We start from the raw sequence: 24,789 nt of genomic DNA, 5'->3' as shown, positions 1-24,789 counted from the left end.
CGCTAAGGCTATTCGCGCCGGCATGACCGAACCGCTCAGCACCGCCGCTTCCTCGACCTACCGCATCCATGGCGCCACCGGCGACTGGGAAGTGATCATCGGGCTCGAGGTGCACGCCCAGGTCACCTCGCAGGCCAAATTGTTCTCTGGCGCGGCGACCGAATTCGGCGCGGAGCCCAATACGCAAGTGTCGCTGGTCGACGCGGCGATGCCGGGCATGCTGCCCGTGCCCAACCGCGAATGCATCCGCCAGGCGGTGCGCACCGGCATGGCGATCGATGCCAAGATCAACAAATGGTCGCGGTTCGACCGCAAGAATTATTTCTACGCCGATCTGCCGCAGGGCTATCAGATCAGCCAGCTTTACCACCCGCTGGTGGGGGAGGGCGCGGTCGAGATCGAGCTGGAAGGCGAGGCCGAGGCGACCAAGCGGATCGGCGTCGAGCGCATCCATGTCGAGCAGGACGCCGGCAAGCTGATGCACGACCAGCATCCGACGCGGTCGTACGTCGACCTCAACCGCTCGGGCGTCGCACTGATGGAGATCGTCAGCAAGCCCGACATGCGCTCGCCGGCCGAAGCTGGAGCCTATCTGACCAAGCTGCGCTCGATCCTGCGCTATGTCGGCTCGTGCGACGGCAATATGGACCAGGGATCGATGCGCGCCGACGTCAACGTGTCGGTCCGCAAGCCCGGCGATGATTTCGGTACGCGGACCGAGACCAAGAACGTCAACTCGATCCGCTTCGTGATGCAGGCGATCGAACATGAGGCGTCGCGCCAGGTCGATGTGCTCGAATCGGGCGGCAAGATCGTCCAGGAGACGCGGCTGTTCAATCCCGACACCGGCACGACGCGGTCGATGCGGTCGAAGGAAGACGCGCACGATTACCGCTATTTCCCCGATCCCGATCTGCTGCCGCTCGAACTCGATGACGCGTTTCTCGAAGCGTGCCGCGCGAGCCTGCCCGAACTGCCCGGCGCCAAGCGCGCGCGGTACGAAGCGCTGGGGATCACGCCTTATCAGGCCAACGTGCTGACCGCCGAGGTCGAGACTGCGCGCTGGTTCGATGCCTTGCTGGATGAGGGCGCCAAGCCGGTGGCGGCGGCGAACTGGGTGTCGTCCGAATTGTTCGGCGCGCTCAACCGGCTCGGCAAGGACATCACCGAATCGCCGGTCACGCCGGGCCAGGCGGCTGAATTGCTGGCCTTGGTCGACAACGGCACCTTGTCCGGCAGCCTCGCCAAGCAGGTGTTCGAGGTGATGCTCGAAACTGGCGATGCCCCCGGCAAGATCGTCGAGGAACGCGGGCTCAAGCAGACCAGCGACACCGGCGCTATCGAGGCCGTGATCGCCGAGGTGCTGGCGAAGAATCCCAACCAGCTGGAACAGTATCGCGGTGGCAAGGAGGCGCTGTTCGGCTTCTTCGTCGGTCAGACGATGAAGGCGATGCAGGGCAAGGCCAATCCCGGCGTGGTCAACGAATTGCTGAAGAAGGCACTTTCCTGAGCGCTTGGTTGAGCCGGCGGTGCTTGCCGCCGAGGGCGGTTGCCGTCGCGTGCCCGGCGAAATAGGCTCGCTCCATAAAGGAGTGACGACGATGCGGCGACTGATCACCATGACACTGGGGCTGTTGGCGACGCCGGTGCTGGCGCAGACGAGCCCGGCACCCGCGCCGCAGCCCGCACCGACGCCTGCGGTCGCGCCGACACCGGTGGCTGCACTACCGCGCGTAAAGATCGACACGACGGTCGGCAGTTTCACGGTCGAGGTCGAGACGGCGAAGGCGCCGGTCACCGCGGCCAATTTCCTGCATTATGTCGACCAGAAGAAGCTCGACGGCATCACCTTCTACCGCACCTGCAAGGTGGCCGATAAATTCGGATTCGTGCAATTCGGTACGAATGGCGACCCCAAGCGGACGCTGCCGCCGATCAAGCATGAGCCTACGACGATCACCGGGCTCAAGCATCTCAACGGCACGCTGTCGACCGCCCGGCTGGCGCCGGGATCGGCGCGCGGCGACTTCACGATCAGCGTCGGCGACCAGCCGTCATTCGATGCCGACCCGACCCGGCCCGAGGACGCGACCAAGACCAACCTCGGCTACGCAGCGTTCGGCAGTGTGGTCGACGGCATGGACGTCGTGCTCAAGATCTTCGACGCGCCGATCGACCCCAATGCGACCGTGCGCGGGTCGTTCAAGGGCGAAGTGCCCGTGGCGCCGGTGCGCGTGCTGAGTGCGCGCAGGCTGCCCAAGGGCTGACGTGCCACAGCGGGCCTGACACTACTTGTCGGCCCTTTACCGCCGGTTATGGTGCCCCTGGGGGACGCGGCGATTCGCCGTATCCAAAATGGGGGATCGCATGAAAATGCATGATTTGGCCGCCGTCGCGGCCATGGTCGCGCTGCCGTTCGGCGGAACGCCGGCGGCGGCGCAGGAGAAAACCGTTTATCTGGTCGATAGCGCGTCGCCATTCGGCGTTTCGGCCGTCACCAATGCCGATGCGCAATCGGTAACGATGCCGAAGCTGGATTATACGTCCAACGGTACCGAGGCCGCGGATTTCGACAAATATTACGCCTTCCATCGCGCCGATACGGACTTCGCCACGGCCTATGGCGACATCGCTGAATGCGACAATTATGCACGCGGCCTGCAGAGCGGGGTCAGCGACGTGCAGGTGCCCTATCCCTATGCCGGGACGATGGCCGGCGCGCTCGGTGGTGCGATCGGCAGCGCGGTGGCGATGGCAATCTTCGGCTCGGCCGAAAAGCGCCGCCTTCGTCGGGTCAACATGCGCACGTGCATGAACTTCAAGGGCTATGATCGCTACGGCTTGCCCAAGGCGCTGTGGGACGAGTTCAATTTCGAGGAAGGTCTGTCGGGCGTCAACGAGGAGAAGCGCCAGCATTACCTCAAGCAACAGGCGCTGGTCGCTTCGTCGGGCAAGCTGCAGGGAAAGGTACTGGGGCTATGAAGAAATTATTGCCCAGCGCGCTGATCGCGCTCTCGCTCGCCGGTCCCGCTATCGCCAAGGAGAAGGCGCCGGTCTTCGTCGAAACCGCCGCAGTCAAGGACAAGCCCGCCATCGCACTGAATTCGGCCAAGGCTTATGTCATGCTGCGGTCGGACATCGCGGTGCCGCTCTATTTGATGAAGGTACCCACCGCCGACGACCAGGCCACCTACGACAAGTTCCGCGCCGATGCGCTGGCCAAGGCGCATGGAAAATACGTCAAGAAGCAGGCGGAATATAATGCGGCGGTGAAGGATAGAGCCGGCGCGCCCAAGGGCGCGGCACTGCCGCCGTTACCCGACAAACCGATCGAACCCACCGAGGCGAACTTCCAGTTCACGCCGTTCCCGTTGCTGGCCGGCGTCGCGATCGGGCCGATCAATCGTTTCGCCAAGGCCGATGGCGGCCTGTCGACCTATCTTCAGGAGCTGACGCCCGGCGAATATCGCATCTACGGACCGCTCGCCATGGCGCCGAATGGCGGCGCGATGGGCAGTTGCTTCTGCATGGGCAGCGTGGCCTTCGCGGCGAAGGCTGGCGAGATCGTCGATCTCGGCGTGATCGCGGCCAAGGCCAATCTGACGGTCAAGCGTCCGGAGGGCGATTCGTCGGCACCGATGATCCTGGACGTGCCATTTCTGGTGCCCGCCGGCGCCAGCGTCGCAATCGATCCGCGGCTAAGCCGCGCGCACGTCGTGCCGGCGCGTTTTCGGCCGATCGGCAAGCTGCCCAATTATTTCGGCGTGACGATCAATCGGATTCAGGCGATTCCGGGCGTGATGCGCTATGACCGCGATCGCATCGTCGATCTGACCGCGGGGAGCTGACCGGCAAGGAAGGCGACGCTCTCTACTGCGCGTCGTCATCCTGGTTCTTGGTCTCGCCGCCGGTGCCGGCATTGCCGGAGAACAGGCCGGGCGCGGTCATGGTCTCGGGCTCTGGGCCGCCTTCGCCGCGTTCGACTGCGTCCTTGCGCGCCTCGACTTCCTGTTGGAGGTCGCTGCGGGTGTCACCTTTGCGGACATCGCGTTCGCGTTGGCCCGCGACATCGGGCTGCCTATTTTGATCGGTCATCGGGGTCATCCTTGCGGGTTGGCGGGGCCGGTCGGTTGTTCGCCAGGTGAGGGAATGTCGATATCGGGCATCGGCGGTGCGATCTCGGGCGGAGCGGGCGTCGGTTGCCCCGGTTGGCTAGGCTCCGGCGGCATTTCGGGGGGAGGCGTCTCGGGCGGGGGATTGGTGGCCATGGGAGGTTCCTTTCGCGCGATTAACGTCTTTATAGCCCCGTCAGTTGCCAAGCGGGTTGCTCCCGGTGGGGCAGTTGCTATAGACGCCGCCGACCGGCGGTCCTCTCGCGGGCGTGGCGGAACTGGTAGACGCGCTGGATTTAGGTTCCAGTATCGCAAGATGTGGGGGTTCGAGTCCCTTCGCCCGCACCAGTCCCCGCGCCTTTGGGGCGGGGTGGCCACCAAATGATTTTCCGGAAAGATGAAGGCCTGAAATGCAGACTGTCGAGACGTTGAACGAAGGGCTCAAGCGCGCCTACACGCTGACGATCACCGCCAAGGAGATCGATGCCAAGGTCGACGCCGAGGTGAAGCGCGTGGCCCCGCAGGTCCGCATGCCGGGGTTCCGCCCGGGCAAGGTGCCCGCCAACCTGGTGCGCAAGATGCACGGCGATGCGCTGGCCCAGGACGCGCTCAACGCCGCGATCCAGGAAGGCATCCAGACCCTGATCGGCAAGGAAAAGCTGCGTCCGGCGATGCAGCCCTCGGTCAAGCTCGAGAATGACTATGAGAAGGGCAAGGATGCCGAACTCAAGGTCGAACTCGAAATCCTGCCCGACGTGCCCGCGCCGGCGATCGACGCGCTCAAGCTCGACCGCCTGACGGTTCCGGCCGGCGAGGAAGAGATTCAGGCGCAGCTCGAGAAGTTCGCCGCGCAGCAGAAGAATTGGGAAGACACCAAGGACGGCTACAAGGCCAAGACCGGCGACCTCGTCACGCTCGATTTCGTCGGCAAGGACAAGAACGGCGTCGCGTTCGAGGGCGGCACCGGCACCGACATGGCGGTCGAGATCGGCTCGGGCCGTCTGATTCCCGGTTTCGAGGATCAGGTCGTCGGCGTGAAGGCAGGCGATGAGAAGACCATCAAGGTCACCTTCCCCGACGATTATCCCGCCGAGGAGCTGAAGGGCCAGCCGGCGACGTTCGACCTCACCGTCAAGTCGGTGAAGACTGCGGGCGAGACCAAGATCAACGACAGCCTGGCCAAGTCGCTCGGCCTCAACGATCTCGAGCAGCTCAAGGGCTTGCTCAAGGGCCAGATCGAGCAGGAGCTCAACGGCCTGACCCGCACCCACATGAAGCGCAAGCTGCTCGACCAGCTCGCCGCGGGCCATGACTTCCCGGTGCCGCCGTCGATGGTCGCCGCCGAGTTCGACCAGATCTGGGAGCAGCTCAAGCACGAAGCGACGCACGAGCCTGACCCCGAGGCCGCGCTGGCCGAGATGGAAGCCGAGCGGGACGATTACCAGGCGATCGCCGAGCGCCGCGTGCGCCTCGGTCTGCTGTTGTCGGAAATCGGCCAGGCCAATGGCATCGAGGTCACCAACCAGGAAATGAGCCGGCTGATCAGCCAGGCGGCGATGCAATATTCGCCGCAGGACCAGCAGCGCTTCGTCGAATATATCCGCAACGAGCCGATGGCCGCCGCCCAGCTACGTGCGCCGCTCTATGAGGACAAGGTCGTCGACTTCCTGTTCTCGACCGCGGACGTCACCGATCGTGAAGTGACTCGCGCCGAGCTCGAGGAAGCGATCGAGTCGGAAGACGGCTTCGCGACCGGCACGCATCATCACGACCACGACAATCACAAGCCCAAGGCGAAGAAGGCCGCAGCCAAGAAGGCGCCGGCCGCCAAGGCGGATAAGGCTGATGCAGCCAAGGCCGAGGAGCCGGTGAAGAAGGCGGCGACGAAGAAGGCGCCGTCAAAGTCCGACGAAAAGGTCGAGGCGCCCGCCGACGAGCTGAAGGCCGAGGAACCGGTCAAGAAGGCCGCGACCAAGAAGGCTCCCGCCGCCAAGGTCGAGCCCGTCGAGGAAGCGCCCGCCAAGAAGCCGGTGGCGAAGAAGGCCCCGGCGAAGAAGTGACATTGTTATCCCTCTCCCCTTGTGGGAGAGGGTTGCGCAGACTTAGGTCGGCGAAGCCGGCCTTAGTCGAAGCTGGGTGAGGGGTAGGCGGTCGCCCTAGCGACAGCGCGAAGCTGCGCTTCGCTTTCCCTCATCCAACTACGACTAGCGAGCAAGCTCGCAAGTCTTCGTATCCTTCTCCCACAAGGGGAGAAGGTTTGAGGGCGCGAATGACCGAACCACGTATCGCAGTCCTGCTCCCCTGCTATAACGAGGAAGCCGCGATCGCGCAGACGATCGCGGGGTTCCGCGCGGCGCTGCCGACCGCGACGATCTATGTCTACGACAACAATTCCAAGGATCGCACCATCGAGGTCGCGCGTGCGGCCGGTGCCGTCGTGCGATCCGAGCGGATGCAGGGTAAGGGCAATGTCGTCCGCCGCATGTTCGCCGATGTCGATGCCGACATCTATGTGATGGCCGATGGTGACGCGACTTACGATGCGGAGGCCGCGCCGCAGCTCGTGCAGCGGTTGGTCGACGAGCAACTCGACATGGTGGTCGGCAGCCGTGTGACGCAGCACGATGCCGCCTATCGCCGCGGTCACGTTATGGGCAACAAGCTGCTGACCGGCATGCTCGCCAAATTGTTCGGGCGGAGTTTCACCGACATTCTATCGGGTTACCGCGTGTTCTCGCGACGCTTCGTGAAGAGCTTCCCGGTGTTGTCGGGCGGGTTCGAGATCGAGACCGAGATCAGCGTCCACGCGCTCGAACTGCGCATGCCGGTCGGCGAGGTCGAGACACGCTATTTCGCGCGCCCCGAGGGATCGGCGTCGAAACTGTCGACCTATTCGGACGGCTTCCGCATCCTCAACACGATCGTCACACTGTACCGGATCGAGCGGCCGCTGCTGTTCTTCGGCGCCATCGGTGGGCTGCTCGCGCTACTGGCGCTGATGCTCGGCATTCCGCTGGCGATCACATACTACCACACGCATTTGGTGCCGCGTTTGCCGACCGCGATCATGGCGACGGGGCTGATTATCCTGGCGGCCTTGTGTTTCTTCGCCGGGTTGATCCTCGACACCGTGGTGCGCGGCCGGCGCGAGGTGAGGCGGTTGGCGTATCTGGGGCACCGCGCGTCGGGCGGGTGAGTCGGCTATTGGGTGTTTGGGGTCCGACAGCTTTGGTCCCTCACTCAGCGGAGCGGTCGCTCGAGCGACGCCGTGCCGGCGTTTTAGTAAGTGCTGCGCCAATCTCGACTTGGCGAGGGTCGCGTTCAGAGAACGATTTGATCATGATCGTCGCGCTCACATGACTTGAGGTAGTCTGTTGTCAGGTCGCGCGCTTTCCGTGCAATATCTTGCGCCGAAATTGGCCAAGCTCGCAGGGCGCCGAGCAAGAAGCGTCGGCGAAGCAGAATTGTGCCTTTCTTGTCGCGAGCCATGAGGAACAGTTGGTCACTGCCGCGGGCCATGGCAAAGAAATCTTCTGGATCGAAATTAAACTGAGGCTGGTCGATATTACCATGTGAATCCATCTTGATGAAATCGCTCACGAAAGCGGATGTCCCGGAAGACCAAAACGGGTATTGGTCATCCGAGCCCGAATGGGTCGAGACCACCCATTGAAATCGGCGTCCACGTAGCGCGTCGCCCGAAACCTTGTCCGACAGATCAGGAGCAAGGAACAACATATTGCTACGCAGGACCCCTGGCGTGCTTTCGGAGAAGGATGCGAAAAGAGTGGCGCGGATAGGCAAGCCATCGCCGACGTTCGCGTTCCATGTCACGTTGCCAACAGAACTCTTACCCTGAACATCCACTTCAACCCGGGCGCTGATGGTTCCATCCGGCGACCTCGCGGTACAATCCCATGTTGTCATAGGGGTCGGCGGTGTGCCTTGCTGGATCGGCGCGACGGGACCGGCTCCGGTGAGTCCGCCAGCCAGGACGAGAATTTGCCACGGGTCCATTGATATTCCCCAAACTTACCGGTCCGTCGTTGCTTGATTTAAAATCGGCAAGATTGAATGCAGGTAAATGTTCATCGTCGCGCGGCGTGATCGCTGGCAGTGATTTCGTAACGATCGATGAGCGGCCAATTTTGGTCGCCCCCTGAGCGATAAACGACGACGGCTGACCGCTAGCTGACGTTAATCCAATTCTCAGAAATCACTGATCCCGAACCGCGCGACGCCCTGGTTATGCCCCGGCGGATCGAGCACGCTGATGTCGAGATCGAGCGGCTGGCCGATCCAGTGCGCGAGTGTGGTATGATCGGCAACGTCGTCGTCGGTCAGCGGATGGACCAGGGCGCGCAGCCCGGTGGTTTCGATCGCGCGCGAAACCACAGCCCCAGCGCTGGCGGAGAAATGGATCTCGAACTGCGCGATCGGATGGGGCCCGACCGGACCGTCGGTCATCCGTCCGATGAACAGGATCGGCGCGACGTCGTCGACCATCATGTCGGCGAATGTCGCGCGTAACGCTTCCGCGGCGGCGCGCTCGGACGCGTCGTAATAGATATGCGCATGCCACGGCGCATTGTCGTTCATCGCACGATCCCCAGCCGGATCAGGCTTTCGCCCGACGCCACGATGGCTTCCTCGTTGGACCGGAATTGCCAGCCCAGAAGTTCGCGGGCCTTGGCGTTGCTCGCGGCTGCGCGGATGCCGAGGCGCGGACCTGCCTCGCGTGCGAGCGGATTGAACAGCGCCATTATCCGCATCAGCCAGTCGGGAACCTGGCGCAGCTTGGCCTTCGCCGCCTTCTCGCCCATCCCCTGTTGCAGGATCACCGACATGTCGTAGATCGACACCGGATTGCCCGCGACGGCGAGGAAGCGTTCGCCTTTCGCCTCCGGCGCGGTCATCGCCTTGATCTGCATGCCCGCCACGTCGCGCACGTCGACCACGCCGAAATAGAGCCGCGGCGCGCCGGGCAATCCGCCTTCGAGCATGTGCTTGATGATCTCGATAGAGGTCGACAGATCCTCGTTGAGCACCGGGCCGAAGATGCCGACCGGGTTGACCACCGCGAGTTCGAGGCCGTTGCCCTCGCGCTCGATGAAATCCCACGCCGCGCGCTCGGCCAGCGTCTTGGATTTCATATAGGGCTGGACCGCCGGGCCATCGACGTTCGTCCAGTCCGCCTCGGTATACGGGGTGGCCTGATCGCCATGGCCATAGCCGATCGCCGCGAACGACGAGGTCAGGACGACGCGCTTGACCCCTGCGTCGCGCGCGGCGCGCAGGACGCGGAGCGTGCCGTCGACCGCCGGGCGGATCAGGTCGTTCTCGTCCTTGGGCTGGGCGAGCGGGAAGGGGGAGGCGACGTGCTGGACATAGTCGCAACCCGCGACTGCCTGAGCCCAACCTTCATCCTGGTTGAGATCGGCGGCGACGAAGCTCAGCCGGTCGAGGTTTTTTGCGCCAGCGTGCGCGAGCGTGTCGCGCACTGCCTGTTCCTTGGCGAGCGACCGCACCGTCGTTCGCACGTCATGCCCGGCGTCGAGCAATTGCAGGATGACGTGCCCGCCGACGAAGCCGGACCCGCCCGTGACCAGAATGTTGCCCATCTCGGCCCCCTCTCGCCTTTGTCATCGGGACGTGGGGCCGCGATCCCGCCGATGCAAGTCTCGGGCGGCTGCGCTCGGAAAGGCGCGCGGCGACACCGTTCATCATTCCGCCCCCTTGCGCCCCGCTGGACGAGCGCCGATGTAGGGCCTTGCAAGGCATAAGGACCTGAGAGACTTCACATGCACAACCCGTTTGATTCCGGCCAGTTCGCTCCTCCGGGCTTCCGCGTCGACCCCGTGACCGGCGGCCTCGTGCCGATCGTCATCGAGCAGTCGAACCGCGGCGAGCGCAGCTTCGACATCTATTCGCGGCTGTTGCGTGAGCGGATCATCTTCCTGGTCGGCCCGGTCGAGGATCATATGGCCTCGCTGATCACCGCGCAGTTGCTGTTCCTCGAATCGGAAAATCCGAAGAAGGACATCTACATGTACATCAACTCGCCGGGCGGCGTCGTCACGGCGGGCATGGCGATCCACGACACGATGCAGTACATCCGTCCGCGCGTCGGCACGGTGTGCATCGGCCAGGCAGCGTCGATGGGCAGCTTCCTTCTGGCGGCGGGTGAGCCCGGCATGCGGGTCGCGCTGACCAACGCGCGGATCATGATCCACCAGCCATCGGGCGGCGCCCAGGGCATGGCCTCGGACATCGAGATCCAGGCCAAGGAGATTCTGCGCATCCGTCAGCGGATGAACGACCTCTATTCGAAATATACCGGCCAGCCGATCGATGTGATCGAGCGTTCGATGGACCGCGACAAGTTCCTGGAAGCCGACGAGGCCAAGGAATTCGGCCTGGTCGACGAAGTGTTCGACAAGCGTCCGGCGCCCGCCGACGATCAGGCGCAGGCGGCTTGAGGTTGCGGCAGGGGCTAGGGAATGTTCGTTCCACTGCCCCTGCTGATCCTGGCGGGACTGGTTTTTCTGGTCCTGCTCGTGTTGGCGATGCGGCCACGCGGTCGCTCGGACGATTTGATCGGTGTGCCGCGCGCACGCGTAACGCGCGCGTCTGGCCTCACCATCCAATCCGGGCGAAAGCTGGAATTGTCGGCCGAAACACGTATAGAAGTCGAACGACTATTGGCCAACGGCCAAGTGATCAATGCGGTCAAGCTGGTCCGCGAAGCGACTGGATCGGGATTGAAAGAGGCCAAGGACGCGGTCGACGAAATGCGGCGATCCGTCCTGCCATCACGGTAACGCGGTTAAGAGCGCGTGATTTTTATTGTGGGTTTACGGTGGTGCGCTAACATATGCGCCCGCAAACGGTACGCGCCCGTATCCGCGCGTGACGAGGTGATTGAATGCCAAAGTTAGATGGCGGCGATTCGAAGAGCACACTTTATTGCTCGTTCTGCGGGAAGTCGCAGCACGAGGTGAGGAAGCTCATCGCCGGCCCGACCGTGTTTATCTGCGACGAATGCGTTGAGCTGTGCAACGACATCATCCGCGAGGAAACGAAGTCGGCGCTGGTCTCGAAGAAGGACGGTGGCGTCCCTACGCCGCAGGAAATCTGCGATGTGCTCGATGACTATGTGATCGGCCAGAAACAGGCCAAGCGCGTACTCTCGGTCGCGGTGCACAACCATTACAAGCGGCTCAACCATGGCGCCAAGGGCGCCGATGTCGAGCTGGCCAAGTCGAACATCCTGCTGGTCGGCCCGACCGGCTGCGGCAAGACGCTGCTTGCGCAAACGCTGGCGCGCATCCTCGACGTGCCGTTCACGATGGCCGATGCGACCACGCTGACCGAGGCTGGCTATGTCGGTGAGGATGTCGAGAATATCATCCTCAAGCTGCTCCAGGCGTCCGATTACAATGTCGAGCGCGCGCAGCGCGGGATCGTCTATATCGACGAGATCGACAAGATCAGCCGCAAGGCGGAGAATCCCTCGATCACCCGCGACGTGTCGGGCGAAGGCGTGCAGCAGGCGTTGCTCAAGCTGATGGAAGGCACGACCGCGAGCGTTCCGCCGCAGGGCGGCCGCAAGCATCCGCAGCAGGAATTCCTCCAGGTCGACACGACCAACATCCTGTTCATCTGCGGCGGCGCCTTCTCTGGGCTGGAAAAGATCATTGGCGATCGCCTGCAGGGCAAGTCGATCGGGTTCGGCGCGCATGTCGCCGCACCCGACGAGCGCCGCACCGGCGAGGTGTTGAAGTCTGTCGAGCCCGAGGATCTGTTGAAGTTCGGCCTGATCCCCGAATTCGTCGGCCGCCTGCCGGTGATCGCGACGCTCGAGGATCTCGACGAGCCGGCGTTGGTCAAGATCCTGTCCGAGCCGAAGAACGCGTTGGTCAAACAGTATCAGAAGCTGTTCGACATGGAGGACGTGAAGCTGGGCTTCACCGACGACGCGCTGTCGACGGTTGCGCGCAAGGCGATCGACCGCAAGACCGGCGCACGTGGGTTGCGCTCGATCCTGGAAGGCATATTGCTCGACACGATGTTCGACCTGCCCGGCATGGACGGCGTCGACGAGGTGATGATCGACAAGGACGTGGTCGAGGGCCGCAAGGACCCAATCCGCGTCTATGCCAAGAAGGAAAAGGAAAAGGCCGGCGACGCCGCCTGATCTGGCTTTCCAAGCATGATATGAGACACGGGCGCCGATCGTTTCGACCGGCGCCCGTTTTCGTTGGAGGGGCGATGCTCGACCTGAGACCGAATTGCGAATGCTGCGACCGCGATCTGCCGGCCGACAGTCCTGACGCACGCATCTGTACGTTCGAATGCACTTTCTGCGCGGAGTGCGTCGATGGCGTGCTGGGCGGCGTCTGTCCCAATTGCGGCGGTAACTTCGTGCCGCGGCCGATCCGCCCGGCGGCGATGCTCGATCGCTACCCCCCGTCGACCCGGCGCGTGCTCAAGCCCGAAGGCTGCAAGGCGGCATGATCCGCGTGGCGACCCGGATCGATCGCGACGCGGTTGCCGCGACGCTCGCGCGCGCCTTCGCCGACGATCCGGCGACGTCGTACATCTTTCCCGATCGCGCCGACCGCGTGAAGCGCCTGCCTCGGATGTTCCGGCTGATCTTCGACGAGGATGCGGGCGGTATGCCGCTGGTGACCGGGAGCGGCGAAGCGGCGACTTTGTGGCGGCGGCCCGGACAGGCCGAGATCGGCAAGCTCGAAATGCTCAAGCAATTGTTCCCCCTGATCGGCGCGTTCGGGTCGTCGCTGGTGCGCGCGATGCGCGTCGGCGACGCGATCGACGCGCATCATCCGTCCGGGACTTATTGGTATCTGCACATCGCCGGCGTCGATCCCGCGCATCAGGGCAAGGGGCTGGGCTCCGCTTCAATTCGTCAGGGGCTCGCCAAGGCGCGCGAGGACGGCATGCCGGCGTTCCTCGAAACCGCGACACCGCGCAATGTCAGTCTCTACCAGTCGCTCGGGTTCGAAGTGATCGACGAATGGCACGTGCCCAAGGGCGGGCCCAAATTCTGGTCCATGCTGAATCCGGCGCCGTAAGATAGCGCCCCCAAACCCTTCTCCCCTTGTGGGAGAAGGATACGGAGACTTGCGAGCTTGCTCGCTAGTCGTAGTTGGATGAGGGGAAGCAAAGCGCAGCTTCGCGCGGTCGCCCAAGGCGACCGCTTACCCCTCACCAGCTTCGACTAGGGTGGGTGGGAAGGGTGGGGGAGGACCTCACGAGCGTCATCGCCTGCGACTCCCCCTCACCCTTCCGCCGACTGTGTTGGCTCCCTCCCTTCCCACAAGGGGAGAGGGGGATCAGGTTAGAAAACCCCCGGCACGAACCTTTTCACGCTCGCCGCATAATCATCATACGCCGCCCCGAACTGCGTCCTCAGCAGCCGTTCCTCATGCGCGACGCGCATCCATGTCCCCAGCGCGTAGAGCGGCACGCCAATGATCAGGTTGCGCGTGTGCCCGAACGCGATCGCCATCGCGATCATGAAGGCGAACAAGGCGACGTAGATCGGGTTTCGAACGATGGCGAACGGCCCGGTCTGAACGAGCGTATGGTCGGTCAGCGTGCGGGCAACCAATGCCCAGTTCTTGCCCATCGCGCGCGAGGACGCATGGAACAGCCATACGGCGCCCAGCATCAACGCGAGGACGACGAGCGCCTCGACGATCGCCTTGGCCGATAGCGGATCGAGTTCGACGCGGACCGGGCCGAAGCCCGAAATGCCAATGCCGATTCCCTGGACAACGATCCAGAGCCAGGTGATCGAGGCGCGTTGCGACAAGGGCGTGGTACCGACCTTTGTCGCCCGGTGCCGCGCCGCCATCAGCGCGATGAAGAACGCAAAGAAACCGAGCATGATCGCGGCAAGCCCGGGCAGGGCGACCGCGTCGTTTGGGAAAGCGTGCAGCATCGGGCGCCTTATGCTCCTGCCGTATTGCCCCTACAACACGCTTACTGCTTCAGTTTGAGCCCGGCCCGATACTCCTCGACCGCGCGCGATCGTTTGAGCACGCGCGCATAGGGATCGACCACGACATGTGCGCCGGTGGGCACGTCGATGGTCGCGGTGCCGTCGGGCATCTCGACCTTCATCAGCCTGTCGTCGACCAGGACTTCGATCGGCATCGGGAAGGGGAGGTTGTCGGGAGTCAGCCAGAACAGGTTGAGCTTGTCGCCGCTGCGCGCCTCGACCAGTTCGGGCAGGTCGGCCTTGCGCAGATAGATGTCGAAGAACCAGTCGAGGTCCTTGCCGGTGACCTTCCTGACATTGTCCTCATAGTCGCGGGTCGACCCGAAGCGCGGGGTGAAATTGCCCGGCTTGGGGTCGGGGCGGCCATAGACTTCGAGCCGCGTCACATCCCAGAATTGCTTGTCGCCGATCAGCCAGCGCAAGGTGTGGAGCATCCACGCGCCCTTGTAATAGATGTCGCCGGCAGGGCCGCCCTTGCTCGGCTCGTACACCTCTTCCTCGGTGATCCAGCGGCCGCGCGTGATCGGCACGGCATTGACGATCTTGTTGCGCTGCTCGTCCATCATCGTCGCGTAGCGGGCATAGCCCTCGCGCCACAGGCCGTAGGCGGGCTGCATATATTCGCCATAGCCTTCGTGGATCCAGTAATCGTCCCAATTGGCGGCGGTCACCTGATTGCCGAACCATTCATGGCTGAATTCGTGCTGGAACAGCCAGTCGAAGCCCTCGGGTGCTTTTTTGTAGCCGTTGCCGTACGCGTTGATCGTCTGATGCTCCATGCCGAGATGGGGCGTCTCGACCACGCCGACCTTTTCGTCACCGAACGGGTAGGGGCCGACATTGCTCTCGAAGAAATCGAGCGTGGGGGCAAACTCCGCGAACAGCGTCTTCGCCTGTTCCTCCTCGCCCGGCAGGTACCAGTAGAACATCGGAATAGTGTTGCCGAAACGGCTCTTATAGTCGGCGGAGATCACTTCGTAGGGCGCGACGTTGAGCGCGATCGCATAGGTGTTGGGATGCTTGATTTCCCAGTTCCACGTCTCGCGGCCGTCGGCCCCGGTGTCGATGCCCTTGAACACGCCGTTGGATGGCGCCTTCAGTCCCTTGGGGACGGTGATGTGCAGCGCGACCTTGCCCGGTTCGCCTTCGGGAAAGTCGAGGCACGGCCACAATATGTCGCAGCCATAGCCTTCGCTCGTCGTGGCGAACCATAACCGGCCGTCCTTGGTTTTCGACCAGACCACGCCGTCGTCCCACGGCGCATTGACCGCGACGTGCGGCACGCCGCCATAAACGATCGTCGCGGTGATGCGCTCGCCGGCCGCATAGGTGCGCGGAAGCTTGATCGTCAGCCGGCCCTCCGGGTTCGACCAGGCGCTCGCTGGCAGTTTCTGGCCATCGATCGCGACTGCGCTCGGCCCCAGATTCTTGTCGAGGTCGATCACCAATGTGTCGGTCGGCACCTTGGGCGTGAAACTCTCCACCGCCACAGCCTTGAGCTGTTCGGTGTCCGGAAGCACCTCGAACGACAGATCGGCGGTGTCGAATCGCAATTTGGCCTGGCCGGGATCGACCGGCCCGCCCGATCGCTGAGTCTGCGCTGTCAGCGGCGGCTCGCCTTTTTTGGGCAAGGTCGCGGCGCCGGCCGCGCCTGCGCCGATCAGGCTTATCCCCACCAATCCGGAGGCGAAAAGGCGTGGGAGATTGATGGAACGCTCACGCTTCCCATATAGAAAGACAAAAGCGCCCCGGTTGGGCGCCCCCGGAGTATCCATGACTACCCAATCCTTCCCCGTATTGCCGCTGCGCGACATCGTGGTGTTTCCCCACATGATCGTGCCGCTGTTCGTCGGCCGCGACAAGTCGGTTGCCGCGCTGGAAAGCGCGATGACCGCCGACAAGGAGATTTTCCTGGTCGCGCAGCTCGACCCCGCGCAGGACGATCCGCAGCGCGACGATCTGTACGACATGGGCGTCGTTGCGACGATCCTGCAACTCCTGAAGCTTCCCGACGGCACCGTACGCGTGCTGGTCGAGGGCAAGGCGCGCGCCACGCTGAAGACATTGTCGGGCGGCGGCGATCACCTCACCGCCGAGATCGAGCGGATCGAGGAAGACGCCGAGAAGGGCGTGGAGATCCAGGCGCTGATGCGTTCGGTGGTCGATCAGTTCGAATCCTATTCGAAGCTCAACCGCAAGCTGCCGGCGGAGACCGCGGTGCAGCTGAGCGAGATCGAGGAGCCGTCGCGGCTGGCCGATTCGATCGCCGGCAATATCGCGATCAAGGTCGCCGAGAAGCAGGCGTTGCTGGTCGAGCTCGACCAGTCGAAGCGGCTGGAGATGGTCTATGCCTTCATGGAAGGCGAACTCGGCGTTCTGCAGGTCGAGAAGAAGATCAAGTCGCGGGTCAAGCGCCAGATGGAGAAGACCCAGCGCGAATATTATCTGAACGAGCAGCTGAAGGCGATCCAGCGCGAGCTGGGCAATGAGGCTGATGAAGGCGATGGCGACGAGATCGCCGAACTGACCCAGAAGATCGCGACGCTCAAGCTGAGCAAGGAAGCGCGCACCAAGGCGACCGCCGAGCTCAAGAAGTTGAAGACGATGGCGCCGATGTCGGCCGAAGCGACCGTCGTGCGCAACTATCTCGATGTGCTGCTGGGTCTGCCCTGGGGCAAGAAATCCAAGCTCAAGAAGGATATCGCGGCGGCGCAGGCGGTGCTCGACGAGGACCATTATGCGCTCGAGAAGGTCAAGGACCGGATCATCGAATATCTCGCGGTCCAGGCGCGCACCAACAAGCTCAAGGGCCCGATCCTGTGTCTGGTCGGCCCTCCCGGCGTCGGCAAGACCAGCCTGGGCAAGTCGATCGCCAAGGCGACCGGGCGCGAGTTCATTCGCCAGTCGCTGGGCGGCGTGCGTGACGAGGCCGAAATCCGCGGCCATCGCCGTACCTATATCGGCTCGCTGCCGGGCAAGATCGTGTCGAACCTGAAAAAGGCCGGTACGTCCAACCCGCTGTTCCTGCTCGACGAGATCGACAAGCTCGGCCAGGATTTCCGCGGCGACCCGGCGTCGGCGCTGCTCGAGGTGCTCGATCCCGAACAGAACAGCAAGTTCAACGACCATTATCTCGAGATCGACATCGACCTGTCGGATGTCATGTTCGTGACCACCGCGAACACCTTGAACCTGCCGCAGCCGTTGCTCGACCGCATGGAGATCATCCGGCTCGAAGGCTACACCGAGGACGAGAAGGTCGAGATCGCCGAGCGTCACCTGATCGCCAAGCAGGTCGAAGCGCATGGGCTGAAGGAAGGCGAGTTCACGCTGACCCATGAAGGCCTGCGCGCGCTGATTCAGCGCTACACGCGGGAAGCCGGCGTTCGCACGCTGGAACGCGAAATCGCCAAGCTGGCGAGGAAGGCATTGCGCCAGATTCTCGAAGGCAAGGTCGAAAGCGTGACGATCACGCCCGACAACCTCCACGAATTCGCGGGCGTGCTCAAATATCGCCATGGCCTCTCCGAGACCGAAAACCAGATCGGTGCGGTCACCGGGCTCGCCTGGACCGAGGTCGGCGGCGAGTTGCTGACCATCGAGAGCGTCACCGTGCAGGGTAAGGGCATGGTCAAGACGACCGGCACGCTGGGCGACGTGATGAAGGAAAGCGTCCAGGCCGCGATGAGCTTCGTCCAGGCGCGGGCGCCGTCTTATGGGATCAAGCCCAGCCTGTTCGCGCGCAAGGACATCCACATCCATCTGCCCGAAGGTGCCGTGCCCAAGGACGGTCCGTCGGCGGGCATTGGTCTGGTCACTTCGATCGTCTCGACGATGACCGGCGTGCCGGTGCGGCGGGAGATTGCGATGACCGGCGAGGTCACCTTGCGCGGCCGTGTGCTGCCGATCGGGGGCTTGAAGGAAAAGCTGCTCGCGGCGCTCCGCGGCGGCATCGAGACGGTGCTGATCCCCAAGGACAATGAGAAGGATCTCGTCGAGATTCCGGCCAATATCCGCAAGGGGCTCAAGATCATCCCGGTCGAGCATGTCGACGAAGTGTTGCGGCTCGCACTGACCCAGCCGCTCGAGGCAATCGACTGGACCGAGGCCGACGAACTGGCGGCGCAGCCGCCAGCGAGTATCGCCCAGGCAGGGGAGCTACCGCACTAATCGTTTGCAGCTTCGCTGGGCCGGCACCGCGACCGTTTCAGCCCTGCTGAAACCAAATGACGCGTGCTGAAACGGGACGCGACGAAACGATCCGCCGCAAATTCGATCGTTACGATCGGGGTTGCGGCGGATTTGTTTTGACTCGTTCGCCCGGAGCAGCGTTACTGCGCGCCCGGCCTGGGGCCGCGAGTCTTATTCCAGTAGCAAACGTGTAACGCACTCTAAACGGGGGTTTCGAGGACGATGAACAAGCAGGAGCTGATCAGCGCCGTTGCCGATACGGCAGGCCTCAGCAAAGGCGATGCCAGCAAGGCCGTTGAGGCCGTGTTCGACGTGATCGGCGGCGCGCTCAAGAAAGGCGACGAGGTTCGCCTGGTCGGTTTCGGCACTTTCTCGGTTTCGAAGCGCAAGGCGTCGACTGGCCGCAATCCGCGGACCGGCGAGCCGATGACCATCAAGGCATCGACCCAGCCCAAGTTCAAGGCTGGCAAGGGCCTGAAGGATTCGGTCAACTGATCGCTCGCCAGTCCTTTCGGGGGCTGGACAAGATCGCGGTGATCGTCTTAAGGCGATGACAACGGGGCGGCGCTAAACGTCGCCCCATTCCTTTTGCGGCGCCGGTGTCGGTGTCGCGATCGGGCGCGTAGCTCAGCGGTAGAGCACACCCTTCACACGGGTGGGGTCACAGGTTCAATCCCTGTCGCGCCCACCATGTTTTCAAGCACTTGGCTTGAAACATGGCGTGGCACATGAAAAACATGTCGTTGCCCCTTGTTCTCAGGTTGCGTGGTCCTGAGCGGTCCGGACGGATGCATCAGTTCGCGGCCTCGCTGCCGCTGCGACGAAGCTCTTCCGAATTCTCGTCGAGGAAGACGTATAGGGCGCTGATCCTGCCATCGCGGACGGTGATGACATCCCATCCCGTATATTCGGGGGTTTCGCCGCGCGGTCCCGAACCCCAGGCCAACCGGCCTGCATCGTGGAGCACCTGTGGCGTGCCGTGGGGTGTGTAGACGAAGTTCGGATGAGTCGCGCGGAGTTCGCCCGCGAACTTGTCGATGGCCTTGCGCCCGACGATCATGCCCGGCGGGACGTAGAGGACACCGTCCTCCGCCCAGAGTTCGTCGATCGCCGCACGGCGGCGCTCGTCGTCGCTCTCGCCAAAGACCTCCTGCAGGTTCCGGTCGAGCAGTTCGCGGATGCGGTTCGCGGATTCGGTGGACTGTTTCATGACATTTCTCCTTCGGGTAAGCCCGAACCTCGGCGGCGGGAGCGCGCCGAGGCCCGTGAACAAGAGGGGAGTCCTCAAATCTGCGCCTGGCCGCCGTCGACGAAGAGCTCGATGCCGTTGACGAAGCTCGCGTCGTCGGAGGCGAGGAACAGCACCGCCTTGGCGATCTCTTCGGGCTGACCGACGCGCCCGGCCGGGATCAGCCCCGCCAGATAGTCCTTCGTGCCCTCGGCTTGCGCGCCGCCGCCGAACAGTTCGTCCAGTCCGGCCGTCTCCGTGACACCCGGGCTCACCGCGTTGACGCGGATGTGCCGATCCTTGAGATCGAGCATCCAGTTGCGGGCGAAGTTGCGCACGGCCGCCTTGGTCGCCGAGTAGACGCTGAACGCCGGCGTTCCGGAGATGCTGGTGGTCGAGCTCGTCAGGATGACGGACGCGCCGTCCTTCATGAGCGGTAGCGCTTTCTGCACCGTGAACAGCACGCCCTTGACGTTCGTGTCGAACGTGCGCTCGTAATGCTCCTCGGAGATCGCGCCGAGCGGGACCATCTCACCGCCGCCGGCATTGGCAAACAGGACGTCGATCTGTGCATGCTCCTGCTGAACCGCGTCGTAGAGCCGGTCGATGTCGGCCAGGTTCGCCATGTCGCCGCGAACCGCAAAGACCCGACCACCGATCTGCTTCACTGCGGCATCCAGCGCGTCTTGGCGACGCCCGGTGATGAAGACCGAGGCGCCTTCGGCCGCGAAGGCCTTCGCTGCGGCCAAGCCGATGCCGCTCGAGCCGCCGGTTACCACCACAACCTTCTGGTTGAACCTGTTCGTCATTGTCTGTCTCCTCATGGTCGGCGAAATGCCGGTGCCCCGCTTAGTTGGAGGAGGAACGATGACCCTTGTAGTGAGCAAAATTGGCACCTAGCGTTCCACTAGGAGAACGCTGATGCGAATCGATCTCAACGACTATGCCTATTTCGCCGAGGTGGTTGCGCACGGCGGCTTTGCCGCTGCTGGGCGTGCGTTGCGCGAACCGAAATCCAAGCTCAGCAGGCGGATCGCCGGCCTGGAGGAGAGGCTCGGCCTGCGGCTGATCGAGCGGTCGAGCAGGCGTTTCCGGGTGACCGACACGGGCCAGGCATTCTACGAGCGATGCCGCGCCATGCTTGCGGAAGCGGAACAGGCAGAAGCGCTGGTCGCGCAGGCGCAGGCCGAGCCTCACGGACGCATCCGATTCAGCTGCCCGACGGGAATGCTCGGTCCGATCTCGGACCTGATCTCGTCCTTCCTGCGGCGCTTCCCGAAGGTGCGGCTTCAGCTCGTCGCCACGGATCGCGCAGTGGACCTGATCGAGGAGCGCATCGACCTGGCGCTGCGCGTGCGAAGCAGTTTCACGTCCGACGCCGCCCTGACGATGCGTTCGCTCGGTATATCAACCCGGATCCTCGTCGCCAGCCCGCAGGTCGCCAGCCAGGTGGCAGGCGTCGAGCAACTCGCCACGCTGTCGGTGCTTGCGACCAACGATGCAGCAGACGACCTCGAATGGCATCTGGAAGGGGATGACGGTCGCAAGCACATCGTCCGCGTGCAGCCCCGCCTGGGATGCGAGGACATGGCGACCGTGCGCGACATGGCGATTGAGGGCCTCGGGATAGCGATACTGCCGGATCACGTGTGCCGGGAAGCACTGGACGCTGGACAGCTCGTGCGTGTGCTGCCCGCGTGGCGCGGCCTGCAGGGGGTCGTGCACCTCGTCTTTACGACGAGACGTGGCCTGCCGCCCGCCGTGCGTGCGCTGATCGACCATCTAGCGGACGGATTTCCGCGGGAGGGGCTGGGCAAGCAGGCTTGAGTTCGATGTTGTCCTCACCGCGCCGGCGCCGGCACGTGCGCTGGTTCTTGCGAAAAGGCACTTGGGCGGTGAGCTCGCCAAGTGACGGAGCGGTCAATCGCCGCGCACGCCTTCGTTTTCCTCGAGTGAACTGCCGACCGTGCCTCCCCGATGCTCGAAGGCTTCGGTGCTTCGGGGCGTGAACGCCTGGGGATCGTAACGCAGGATGCCGAGGACTGTGGCCGCAATCGCGGCAATTGCGATAACGATGCCTGCAACCGTCGGCGGCCGTGCGTCGGCCGCGTCAGGGTGGCGATGCCCGTTCTTCCTCCCGGTGACCATCGCGCGGGCAAGGTTCTCCCGTTCGAGAACCGACATGAGGATCACGGCGGCAACATGCAGTCCGACCATGGCCAGCAGCGTCCAGGCGATGGTTTCGTGCAGCTCCTCGGCCCACTCACCGCCGAATGCACCGGTCCAGACCGTCGCCGCCACGAGCGCGAGCAGAACTACGACCGAAACGGCGCCGAGCGGATTGTGCCCAAGGGATGGCTCCGCCCGACCGCCGGTCAAACCGGCGATGTGACTCGCGACGCGTGAAGGCCGCACGAAATCCGAAAACCGGCTGTGCTCTCCGCCGACGAACCCCCATATCAGGCGGAACACGATCAGAATGCCGGCGACCCAGCCGGCCATGACATGCCACCGGTTGAGCGCACTATCCTCCTCGGACGAAAGGAATGCGAGCGCGACTGCGATTACGAGGGCCCAGTGAAACAGACGCACCGGCGCGTCCCAAACCTTCACGTGCTCCTTTTCGATCGCCACAATGTCCTCCCGAGCCAATGCCAATCCGATCGTCGATCGGATGTTCGGCGAAGTCTCGGGTCACGCATGGATGCGTGCCAATACGTAATAGGCCTAATATGCGCCGCCCATCGAGCGTCTGCGATCCGAAGGGGGCCGCTTTTTCGCTATATCTGATCAAATGTCGGCGACAGGATCGATGGTGATGCCCGCGGTCTTACGTTCCGAGTAACGATCGACCAACTGCGCCGCGTGCGGACGCAGCAGGATGGTGAAGCGGACCAGTTCCTCCATCACGTCGACAATGCGATCGTAATAGCTGGACGGCCTCATCCGACCTGCCTCGTCGAATTCCTTGTACGCCATCGCGACCGAGGATTGGTTGGGGATAGTGTACATCCGCATCCACCGCCCCAATAGCCGCATCGTGTTGACGGCGTTGAACGATTGCGATCCGCCGGACACCTGCATCACCGCGAGGGTACGCCCCTGGGTGGGACGCATTCCCTTGGACTCCAACGGCAGATGATCGATCTGAGCCTTCATCAAGCCAGTGATCTGGCCGTGGCGTTCGGGGCTGCACCAAACATGGCCTTCCGACCACATCGATAAGTCGCGGAGTTCATTGACCGCGGGATGATCGTCGCCGGGTATTTGATCGGGCAGGGGGAGATCGGAAGGATCGAAAATCCGGGTTTCCGCGCCGAAAAACTGGAGAAGCCGCGCCGCCTCTTCCACCGCAAGGCGCGAAAATGAGCGTTCTCGCAACGAGCCGTAGAGCAAGAGAATACGCGGCGGTGGTTGATCGTCGCCAAGTCCGAGCCCAGGTCGTGGCATCGCGAAGAGCGGATCGAGCGCGGGGAGGTGTTGGGGATCAGGCAGAATGCGGACGTGGCTCATCTAAGCTCCTTGCCGAGAGAGGCCGCACTCGAAGGGCACAGACGAAAGAAGTCTTGGTGTCCTTGAGCAAGGCGCGAAACGTGACGCCGCTCATGAAGTCTCGAGCGACGGCTTCGCGAAGAGCGCGCTGCCCACGAGGAGGGCTGCGATCGCGCCGACCAGTTGCGCTACGATGAACCCCGGAACACACGCCGGGGCAATTCCGGCGAAGCTGTCACTCAGCGACCGGGCGATGGTGATCGCCGGATTGGCGAAGCTGGTCGAGGAAGTGAACCAGTAAGCAGCGGTAATATAGAGCGCGACGCTTGCGGGAACGGCAGCAGGCCGCATCCGCACGGTCCCCAGGATCGTCAGGATGAGCCCGAACGTGGCGATTGCTTCGCTGGTCAGTTGGCCCGGTCCGGCACGGACCTTCGTCGAGAGTTCGAGAATCGGCAGGTCGAACATCAGATGCGCGACCCACACGCCCAGGATTCCGCCGCAAAGTTGAGCCGCGACAAAGGCTATTGCCACACGGCTACTGATCTCGCCGCGCAATCGGATAACCAAGGTTACGGCCGGATTGAAGTGCGCACCCGAAACCGGCCCGAACATCGTGATGAGCACGAAGAGGATGGCGCCGGTCGCGATCGTGTTGCCGAGTAGCGCGATCGCGACGCTCCCGCCCGCGAGCCGTTCGCCCATGATGCCTGAGCCAATGACCGTCGCGAACAGGAGAAAGCTGCCGAGAGCCTCGGCAAGAATAGCCCGCCGTGTCACGACGATTGAATGCGGTAGCCGGCGGCGTTGACAACCAGTTCGCCGTCTTCCTTGGCGAACGCGCCGCGCTGCGGCGTCGGCAGGATGTCGAGAACGACTTCGGAGGGCCGGCACAGCCGCACGCCAAGCGGCGACACCACGAGCGGGCGGTTGATCAGGATCGCATGGTCCATCATCGCGTCGATCAAGGCGTCGTCCGACAAATTCTCGTCGCCAAGGCCGAGTTCGGCATAGGGCGTACCCTTCTCGCGCAGCAATTGGCGCGGCGTCAGGCCCGCACGCTCGATCAGTCGCGTCAGCATCGCGCGCGAGGGCGGCGTCTTGAGATATTCGATGACGTGCGGCTCGATGCCGGCATTGCGGATCATCGCCAGCGTATTGCGCGACGTGCCGCAGTCGGGATTGTGATAGATGATTATGTCGGTCACGATTCCACCCCATGTCGCGACGTTTCGATCTCGACGAGATCGTCATGGATCGCCTGAAGGCGCTGCCGCATCGCGAGCGCCGGCACGTCGCGATCGCGGATCGGCAGCTCGATGAGCTTGGCGATACGTGCCGTCAGGGCGCCATGCGCGGCTTCGAAGGCAGCATCCACCGCCGCATTGTCTCCGTCGACCGCGGCGGGATCGGCCAAGCCCCAATGGGCCTTGACCGGATGACCCGGCCAGATGGGGCATATTTCGCCTGCCGCATTGTCGCAGACGGTAATGACGACATCTATTCTGGGAGCATCGGGACCCGCGAACTCGTCCCAGCTTTTGGATCGCAGGCCATCGGTCGGATAGCCGAGGCGTTCCAGCAAGCGAAGCGCACCCGGGTGGACCTGCCCCTTCGGGAACGAACCGGCGGAAAATCCCCGAAACCGTCCTCCGCCGAGGCGATTGACGATCGCCTCGCCCAGGATCGAGCGGGCGCTGTTACCCGTGCAGAGCACGAGAATGTTGGTGGTCTCCATG

At 63.5% G+C, this 24,789-nt stretch carries 28 protein-coding genes and 2 tRNA genes; 16 read left to right on the top strand and 14 right to left on the bottom strand.

What is annotated here, in order from left to right; translation table 11 throughout:
- Window positions 1–22: 22 nt before the first annotated feature.
- From gatB to SMA01S_RS03050, 4 genes are all read left to right on the top strand, one after another.
- The gene (gatB, locus tag SMA01S_RS03065) at window positions 23–1,510 is read left to right on the top strand and encodes an Asp-tRNA(Asn)/Glu-tRNA(Gln) amidotransferase subunit GatB (protein ID WP_066817151.1); all 1,488 of its coding nucleotides are present in this window, start codon (window positions 23–25) and stop codon (window positions 1,508–1,510) included.
- Window positions 1,511–1,601: 91 nt separating this feature from the next.
- Complete coding sequence (locus tag SMA01S_RS03060) at window positions 1,602–2,267, top strand: peptidylprolyl isomerase (RefSeq protein WP_218016810.1); 666 nt, start codon at window positions 1,602–1,604, stop codon at window positions 2,265–2,267.
- Window positions 2,268–2,373: 106 nt separating this feature from the next.
- Window positions 2,374–2,982 carry a hypothetical protein gene (locus SMA01S_RS03055; RefSeq protein WP_245649129.1) on the top strand — a complete coding sequence of 203 codons (609 nt, stop codon included), beginning with the start codon at window positions 2,374–2,376 and terminating at the stop codon, window positions 2,980–2,982.
- Complete coding sequence (locus SMA01S_RS03050; RefSeq protein WP_066817147.1) at window positions 2,979–3,848, top strand: hypothetical protein; 870 nt, start codon at window positions 2,979–2,981, stop codon at window positions 3,846–3,848. The genes SMA01S_RS03055 and SMA01S_RS03050 overlap by 4 nt, the downstream gene beginning before the upstream one ends.
- A gap of 22 nt (window positions 3,849–3,870) precedes the next feature.
- Here SMA01S_RS03050 and SMA01S_RS03045 read toward each other — a convergent pair whose 3' ends face one another.
- Together SMA01S_RS03045 and SMA01S_RS24775 are read right to left on the bottom strand one after the other, a co-directional pair.
- Window positions 3,871–4,095, bottom strand: coding sequence for a hypothetical protein (locus SMA01S_RS03045; RefSeq protein ID WP_066817540.1), 225 nt, complete (start codon window positions 4,093–4,095; stop codon window positions 3,871–3,873).
- A gap of 5 nt (window positions 4,096–4,100) precedes the next feature.
- Window positions 4,101–4,268 (bottom strand): hypothetical protein, encoded by a 168-nt coding sequence (locus tag SMA01S_RS24775; protein ID WP_169804174.1) that lies wholly within the window; start codon window positions 4,266–4,268, stop codon window positions 4,101–4,103.
- 107 nt (window positions 4,269–4,375) lie between these two features.
- Between SMA01S_RS24775 and SMA01S_RS03040 the strand changes: the two genes are divergently transcribed.
- The 3 genes from SMA01S_RS03040 (at window position 4,376) to SMA01S_RS03030 (ending at window position 7,308) form a co-directional block, all read left to right on the top strand.
- Window positions 4,376–4,460 (top strand) — tRNA-Leu (locus tag SMA01S_RS03040).
- Window positions 4,461–4,522: 62 nt separating this feature from the next.
- Complete coding sequence (tig, locus tag SMA01S_RS03035) at window positions 4,523–6,172, top strand: trigger factor (protein ID WP_066817146.1); 1,650 nt, start codon at window positions 4,523–4,525, stop codon at window positions 6,170–6,172.
- Between the two features lie 209 nt (window positions 6,173–6,381).
- Entirely contained in the window at window positions 6,382–7,308 is a 927-nt protein-coding gene (locus SMA01S_RS03030; RefSeq protein WP_066817145.1) for a glycosyltransferase family 2 protein, read from the top strand.
- 125 nt (window positions 7,309–7,433) lie between these two features.
- Here the strand turns inward: SMA01S_RS03030 and SMA01S_RS24425 are convergent, their stop codons facing one another.
- The 3 genes from SMA01S_RS24425 to SMA01S_RS03015 form a co-directional block, all read right to left on the bottom strand.
- Window positions 7,434–8,129 carry a hypothetical protein gene (locus SMA01S_RS24425; protein ID WP_157093763.1) on the bottom strand — a complete coding sequence of 232 codons (696 nt, stop codon included), beginning with the start codon at window positions 8,127–8,129 and terminating at the stop codon, window positions 7,434–7,436.
- A 192-nt stretch (window positions 8,130–8,321) separates the two neighbouring features.
- On the bottom strand, window positions 8,322–8,711 hold the full coding sequence (locus SMA01S_RS03020) for a DOPA 4,5-dioxygenase family protein (RefSeq protein WP_066817137.1): 390 nt from the start codon (window positions 8,709–8,711) through the stop codon (window positions 8,322–8,324).
- On the bottom strand, window positions 8,708–9,733 hold the full coding sequence (locus tag SMA01S_RS03015; RefSeq protein WP_066817135.1) for an SDR family oxidoreductase: 1,026 nt from the start codon (window positions 9,731–9,733) through the stop codon (window positions 8,708–8,710). The genes SMA01S_RS03020 and SMA01S_RS03015 overlap by 4 nt, the downstream gene beginning before the upstream one ends.
- 180 nt (window positions 9,734–9,913) lie before the next feature.
- Here SMA01S_RS03015 and clpP point away from each other — a divergent pair, with 180 nt between their 5' ends.
- From clpP to SMA01S_RS02990, 5 genes are all read left to right on the top strand, one after another.
- Entirely contained in the window at window positions 9,914–10,591 is a 678-nt protein-coding gene (gene clpP / locus SMA01S_RS03010) for an ATP-dependent Clp endopeptidase proteolytic subunit ClpP (protein ID WP_066817133.1), read from the top strand.
- 21 nt (window positions 10,592–10,612) lie between these two features.
- The gene (locus SMA01S_RS03005) at window positions 10,613–10,933 is read left to right on the top strand and encodes a ribosomal protein L7/L12 (RefSeq protein WP_066817131.1); all 321 of its coding nucleotides are present in this window, start codon (window positions 10,613–10,615) and stop codon (window positions 10,931–10,933) included.
- Between the two features lie 104 nt (window positions 10,934–11,037).
- Window positions 11,038–12,309 carry an ATP-dependent Clp protease ATP-binding subunit ClpX gene (clpX, locus tag SMA01S_RS03000; RefSeq protein WP_066585118.1) on the top strand — a complete coding sequence of 424 codons (1,272 nt, stop codon included), beginning with the start codon at window positions 11,038–11,040 and terminating at the stop codon, window positions 12,307–12,309.
- 74 nt (window positions 12,310–12,383) lie between these two features.
- Window positions 12,384–12,629: a DUF1272 domain-containing protein gene (locus SMA01S_RS02995; protein ID WP_066817129.1), complete on the top strand. Its 246-nt coding sequence runs from the start codon at window positions 12,384–12,386 to the stop codon at window positions 12,627–12,629.
- On the top strand, window positions 12,626–13,207 hold the full coding sequence (locus tag SMA01S_RS02990) for a GNAT family N-acetyltransferase (protein WP_066817127.1): 582 nt from the start codon (window positions 12,626–12,628) through the stop codon (window positions 13,205–13,207). The genes SMA01S_RS02995 and SMA01S_RS02990 overlap by 4 nt, the downstream gene beginning before the upstream one ends.
- Window positions 13,208–13,473: 266 nt before the next feature.
- On the opposite strand, the gene SMA01S_RS02985 is transcribed toward SMA01S_RS02990, so the two are convergent.
- Together SMA01S_RS02985 and SMA01S_RS02980 are read right to left on the bottom strand one after the other, a co-directional pair.
- Entirely contained in the window at window positions 13,474–14,079 is a 606-nt protein-coding gene (locus SMA01S_RS02985; RefSeq protein ID WP_066817125.1) for a methyltransferase family protein, read from the bottom strand.
- 41 nt (window positions 14,080–14,120) lie between these two features.
- A complete protein-coding gene (locus tag SMA01S_RS02980) occupies window positions 14,121–15,818 on the bottom strand; it encodes a M1 family metallopeptidase (protein ID WP_066817123.1) in 1,698 nt (565 codons plus the stop codon).
- Window positions 15,819–15,912: 94 nt separating this feature from the next.
- On the opposite strand from SMA01S_RS02980, the gene lon reads away from it, so the two are divergent.
- From lon to SMA01S_RS02965, 3 genes are all read left to right on the top strand, one after another.
- Window positions 15,913–18,309: an endopeptidase La gene (gene lon / locus SMA01S_RS02975; protein ID WP_066817120.1), complete on the top strand. Its 2,397-nt coding sequence runs from the start codon at window positions 15,913–15,915 to the stop codon at window positions 18,307–18,309.
- Window positions 18,310–18,552: 243 nt separating this feature from the next.
- Window positions 18,553–18,825, top strand: coding sequence for an HU family DNA-binding protein (locus SMA01S_RS02970; RefSeq protein ID WP_066585106.1), 273 nt, complete (start codon window positions 18,553–18,555; stop codon window positions 18,823–18,825).
- Window positions 18,826–18,946: 121 nt separating this feature from the next.
- Window positions 18,947–19,021, top strand: a tRNA-Val gene (locus tag SMA01S_RS02965).
- A gap of 102 nt (window positions 19,022–19,123) precedes the next feature.
- Here SMA01S_RS02965 and SMA01S_RS02960 read toward each other — a convergent pair.
- The gene (locus SMA01S_RS02960; RefSeq protein WP_066817118.1) at window positions 19,124–19,540 is read right to left on the bottom strand and encodes a nuclear transport factor 2 family protein; all 417 of its coding nucleotides are present in this window, start codon (window positions 19,538–19,540) and stop codon (window positions 19,124–19,126) included.
- 74 nt (window positions 19,541–19,614) lie between these two features.
- On the bottom strand, window positions 19,615–20,367 hold the full coding sequence (locus SMA01S_RS02955; RefSeq protein WP_066817117.1) for an SDR family NAD(P)-dependent oxidoreductase: 753 nt from the start codon (window positions 20,365–20,367) through the stop codon (window positions 19,615–19,617).
- 112 nt (window positions 20,368–20,479) lie between these two features.
- Between SMA01S_RS02955 and SMA01S_RS02950 the strand changes: the two genes are divergently transcribed.
- The gene (locus SMA01S_RS02950) at window positions 20,480–21,385 is read left to right on the top strand and encodes a LysR family transcriptional regulator (RefSeq protein WP_066817115.1); all 906 of its coding nucleotides are present in this window, start codon (window positions 20,480–20,482) and stop codon (window positions 21,383–21,385) included.
- A 93-nt stretch (window positions 21,386–21,478) separates the two neighbouring features.
- Here SMA01S_RS02950 and SMA01S_RS02945 read toward each other — a convergent pair whose 3' ends face one another.
- From SMA01S_RS02945 to SMA01S_RS24420, 5 genes are all read right to left on the bottom strand, one after another.
- The gene (locus SMA01S_RS02945; protein WP_245649128.1) at window positions 21,479–22,192 is read right to left on the bottom strand and encodes a cytochrome b/b6 domain-containing protein; all 714 of its coding nucleotides are present in this window, start codon (window positions 22,190–22,192) and stop codon (window positions 21,479–21,481) included.
- 156 nt (window positions 22,193–22,348) lie between these two features.
- The gene (gene arsH, locus SMA01S_RS02940; RefSeq protein WP_066817113.1) at window positions 22,349–23,071 is read right to left on the bottom strand and encodes an arsenical resistance protein ArsH; all 723 of its coding nucleotides are present in this window, start codon (window positions 23,069–23,071) and stop codon (window positions 22,349–22,351) included.
- 90 nt (window positions 23,072–23,161) lie between these two features.
- Window positions 23,162–23,830 carry an aquaporin gene (locus SMA01S_RS02935; RefSeq protein ID WP_066817111.1) on the bottom strand — a complete coding sequence of 223 codons (669 nt, stop codon included), beginning with the start codon at window positions 23,828–23,830 and terminating at the stop codon, window positions 23,162–23,164.
- Window positions 23,827–24,258, bottom strand: coding sequence for an arsenate reductase (glutaredoxin) (gene arsC, locus SMA01S_RS02930; RefSeq protein ID WP_066817109.1), 432 nt, complete (start codon window positions 24,256–24,258; stop codon window positions 23,827–23,829). Before arsC ends, SMA01S_RS02935 begins: the two co-directional genes overlap by 4 nt.
- Window positions 24,255–24,788, bottom strand: a complete 534-nt coding sequence (locus SMA01S_RS24420) for an arsenate reductase ArsC (RefSeq protein ID WP_066817107.1) — start codon at window positions 24,786–24,788, stop codon at window positions 24,255–24,257. Before SMA01S_RS24420 ends, arsC begins: the two co-directional genes overlap by 4 nt.
- Window position 24,789: the final 1 nt, after the last annotated feature.

It is taken from the genome of Sphingomonas mali NBRC 15500 (genome assembly GCF_001598415.1).
GTDB lineage: Bacteria > Pseudomonadota > Alphaproteobacteria > Sphingomonadales > Sphingomonadaceae > Sphingomonas > Sphingomonas mali.
This window is presented reverse-complemented; position numbering and strand designations above follow the sequence as displayed.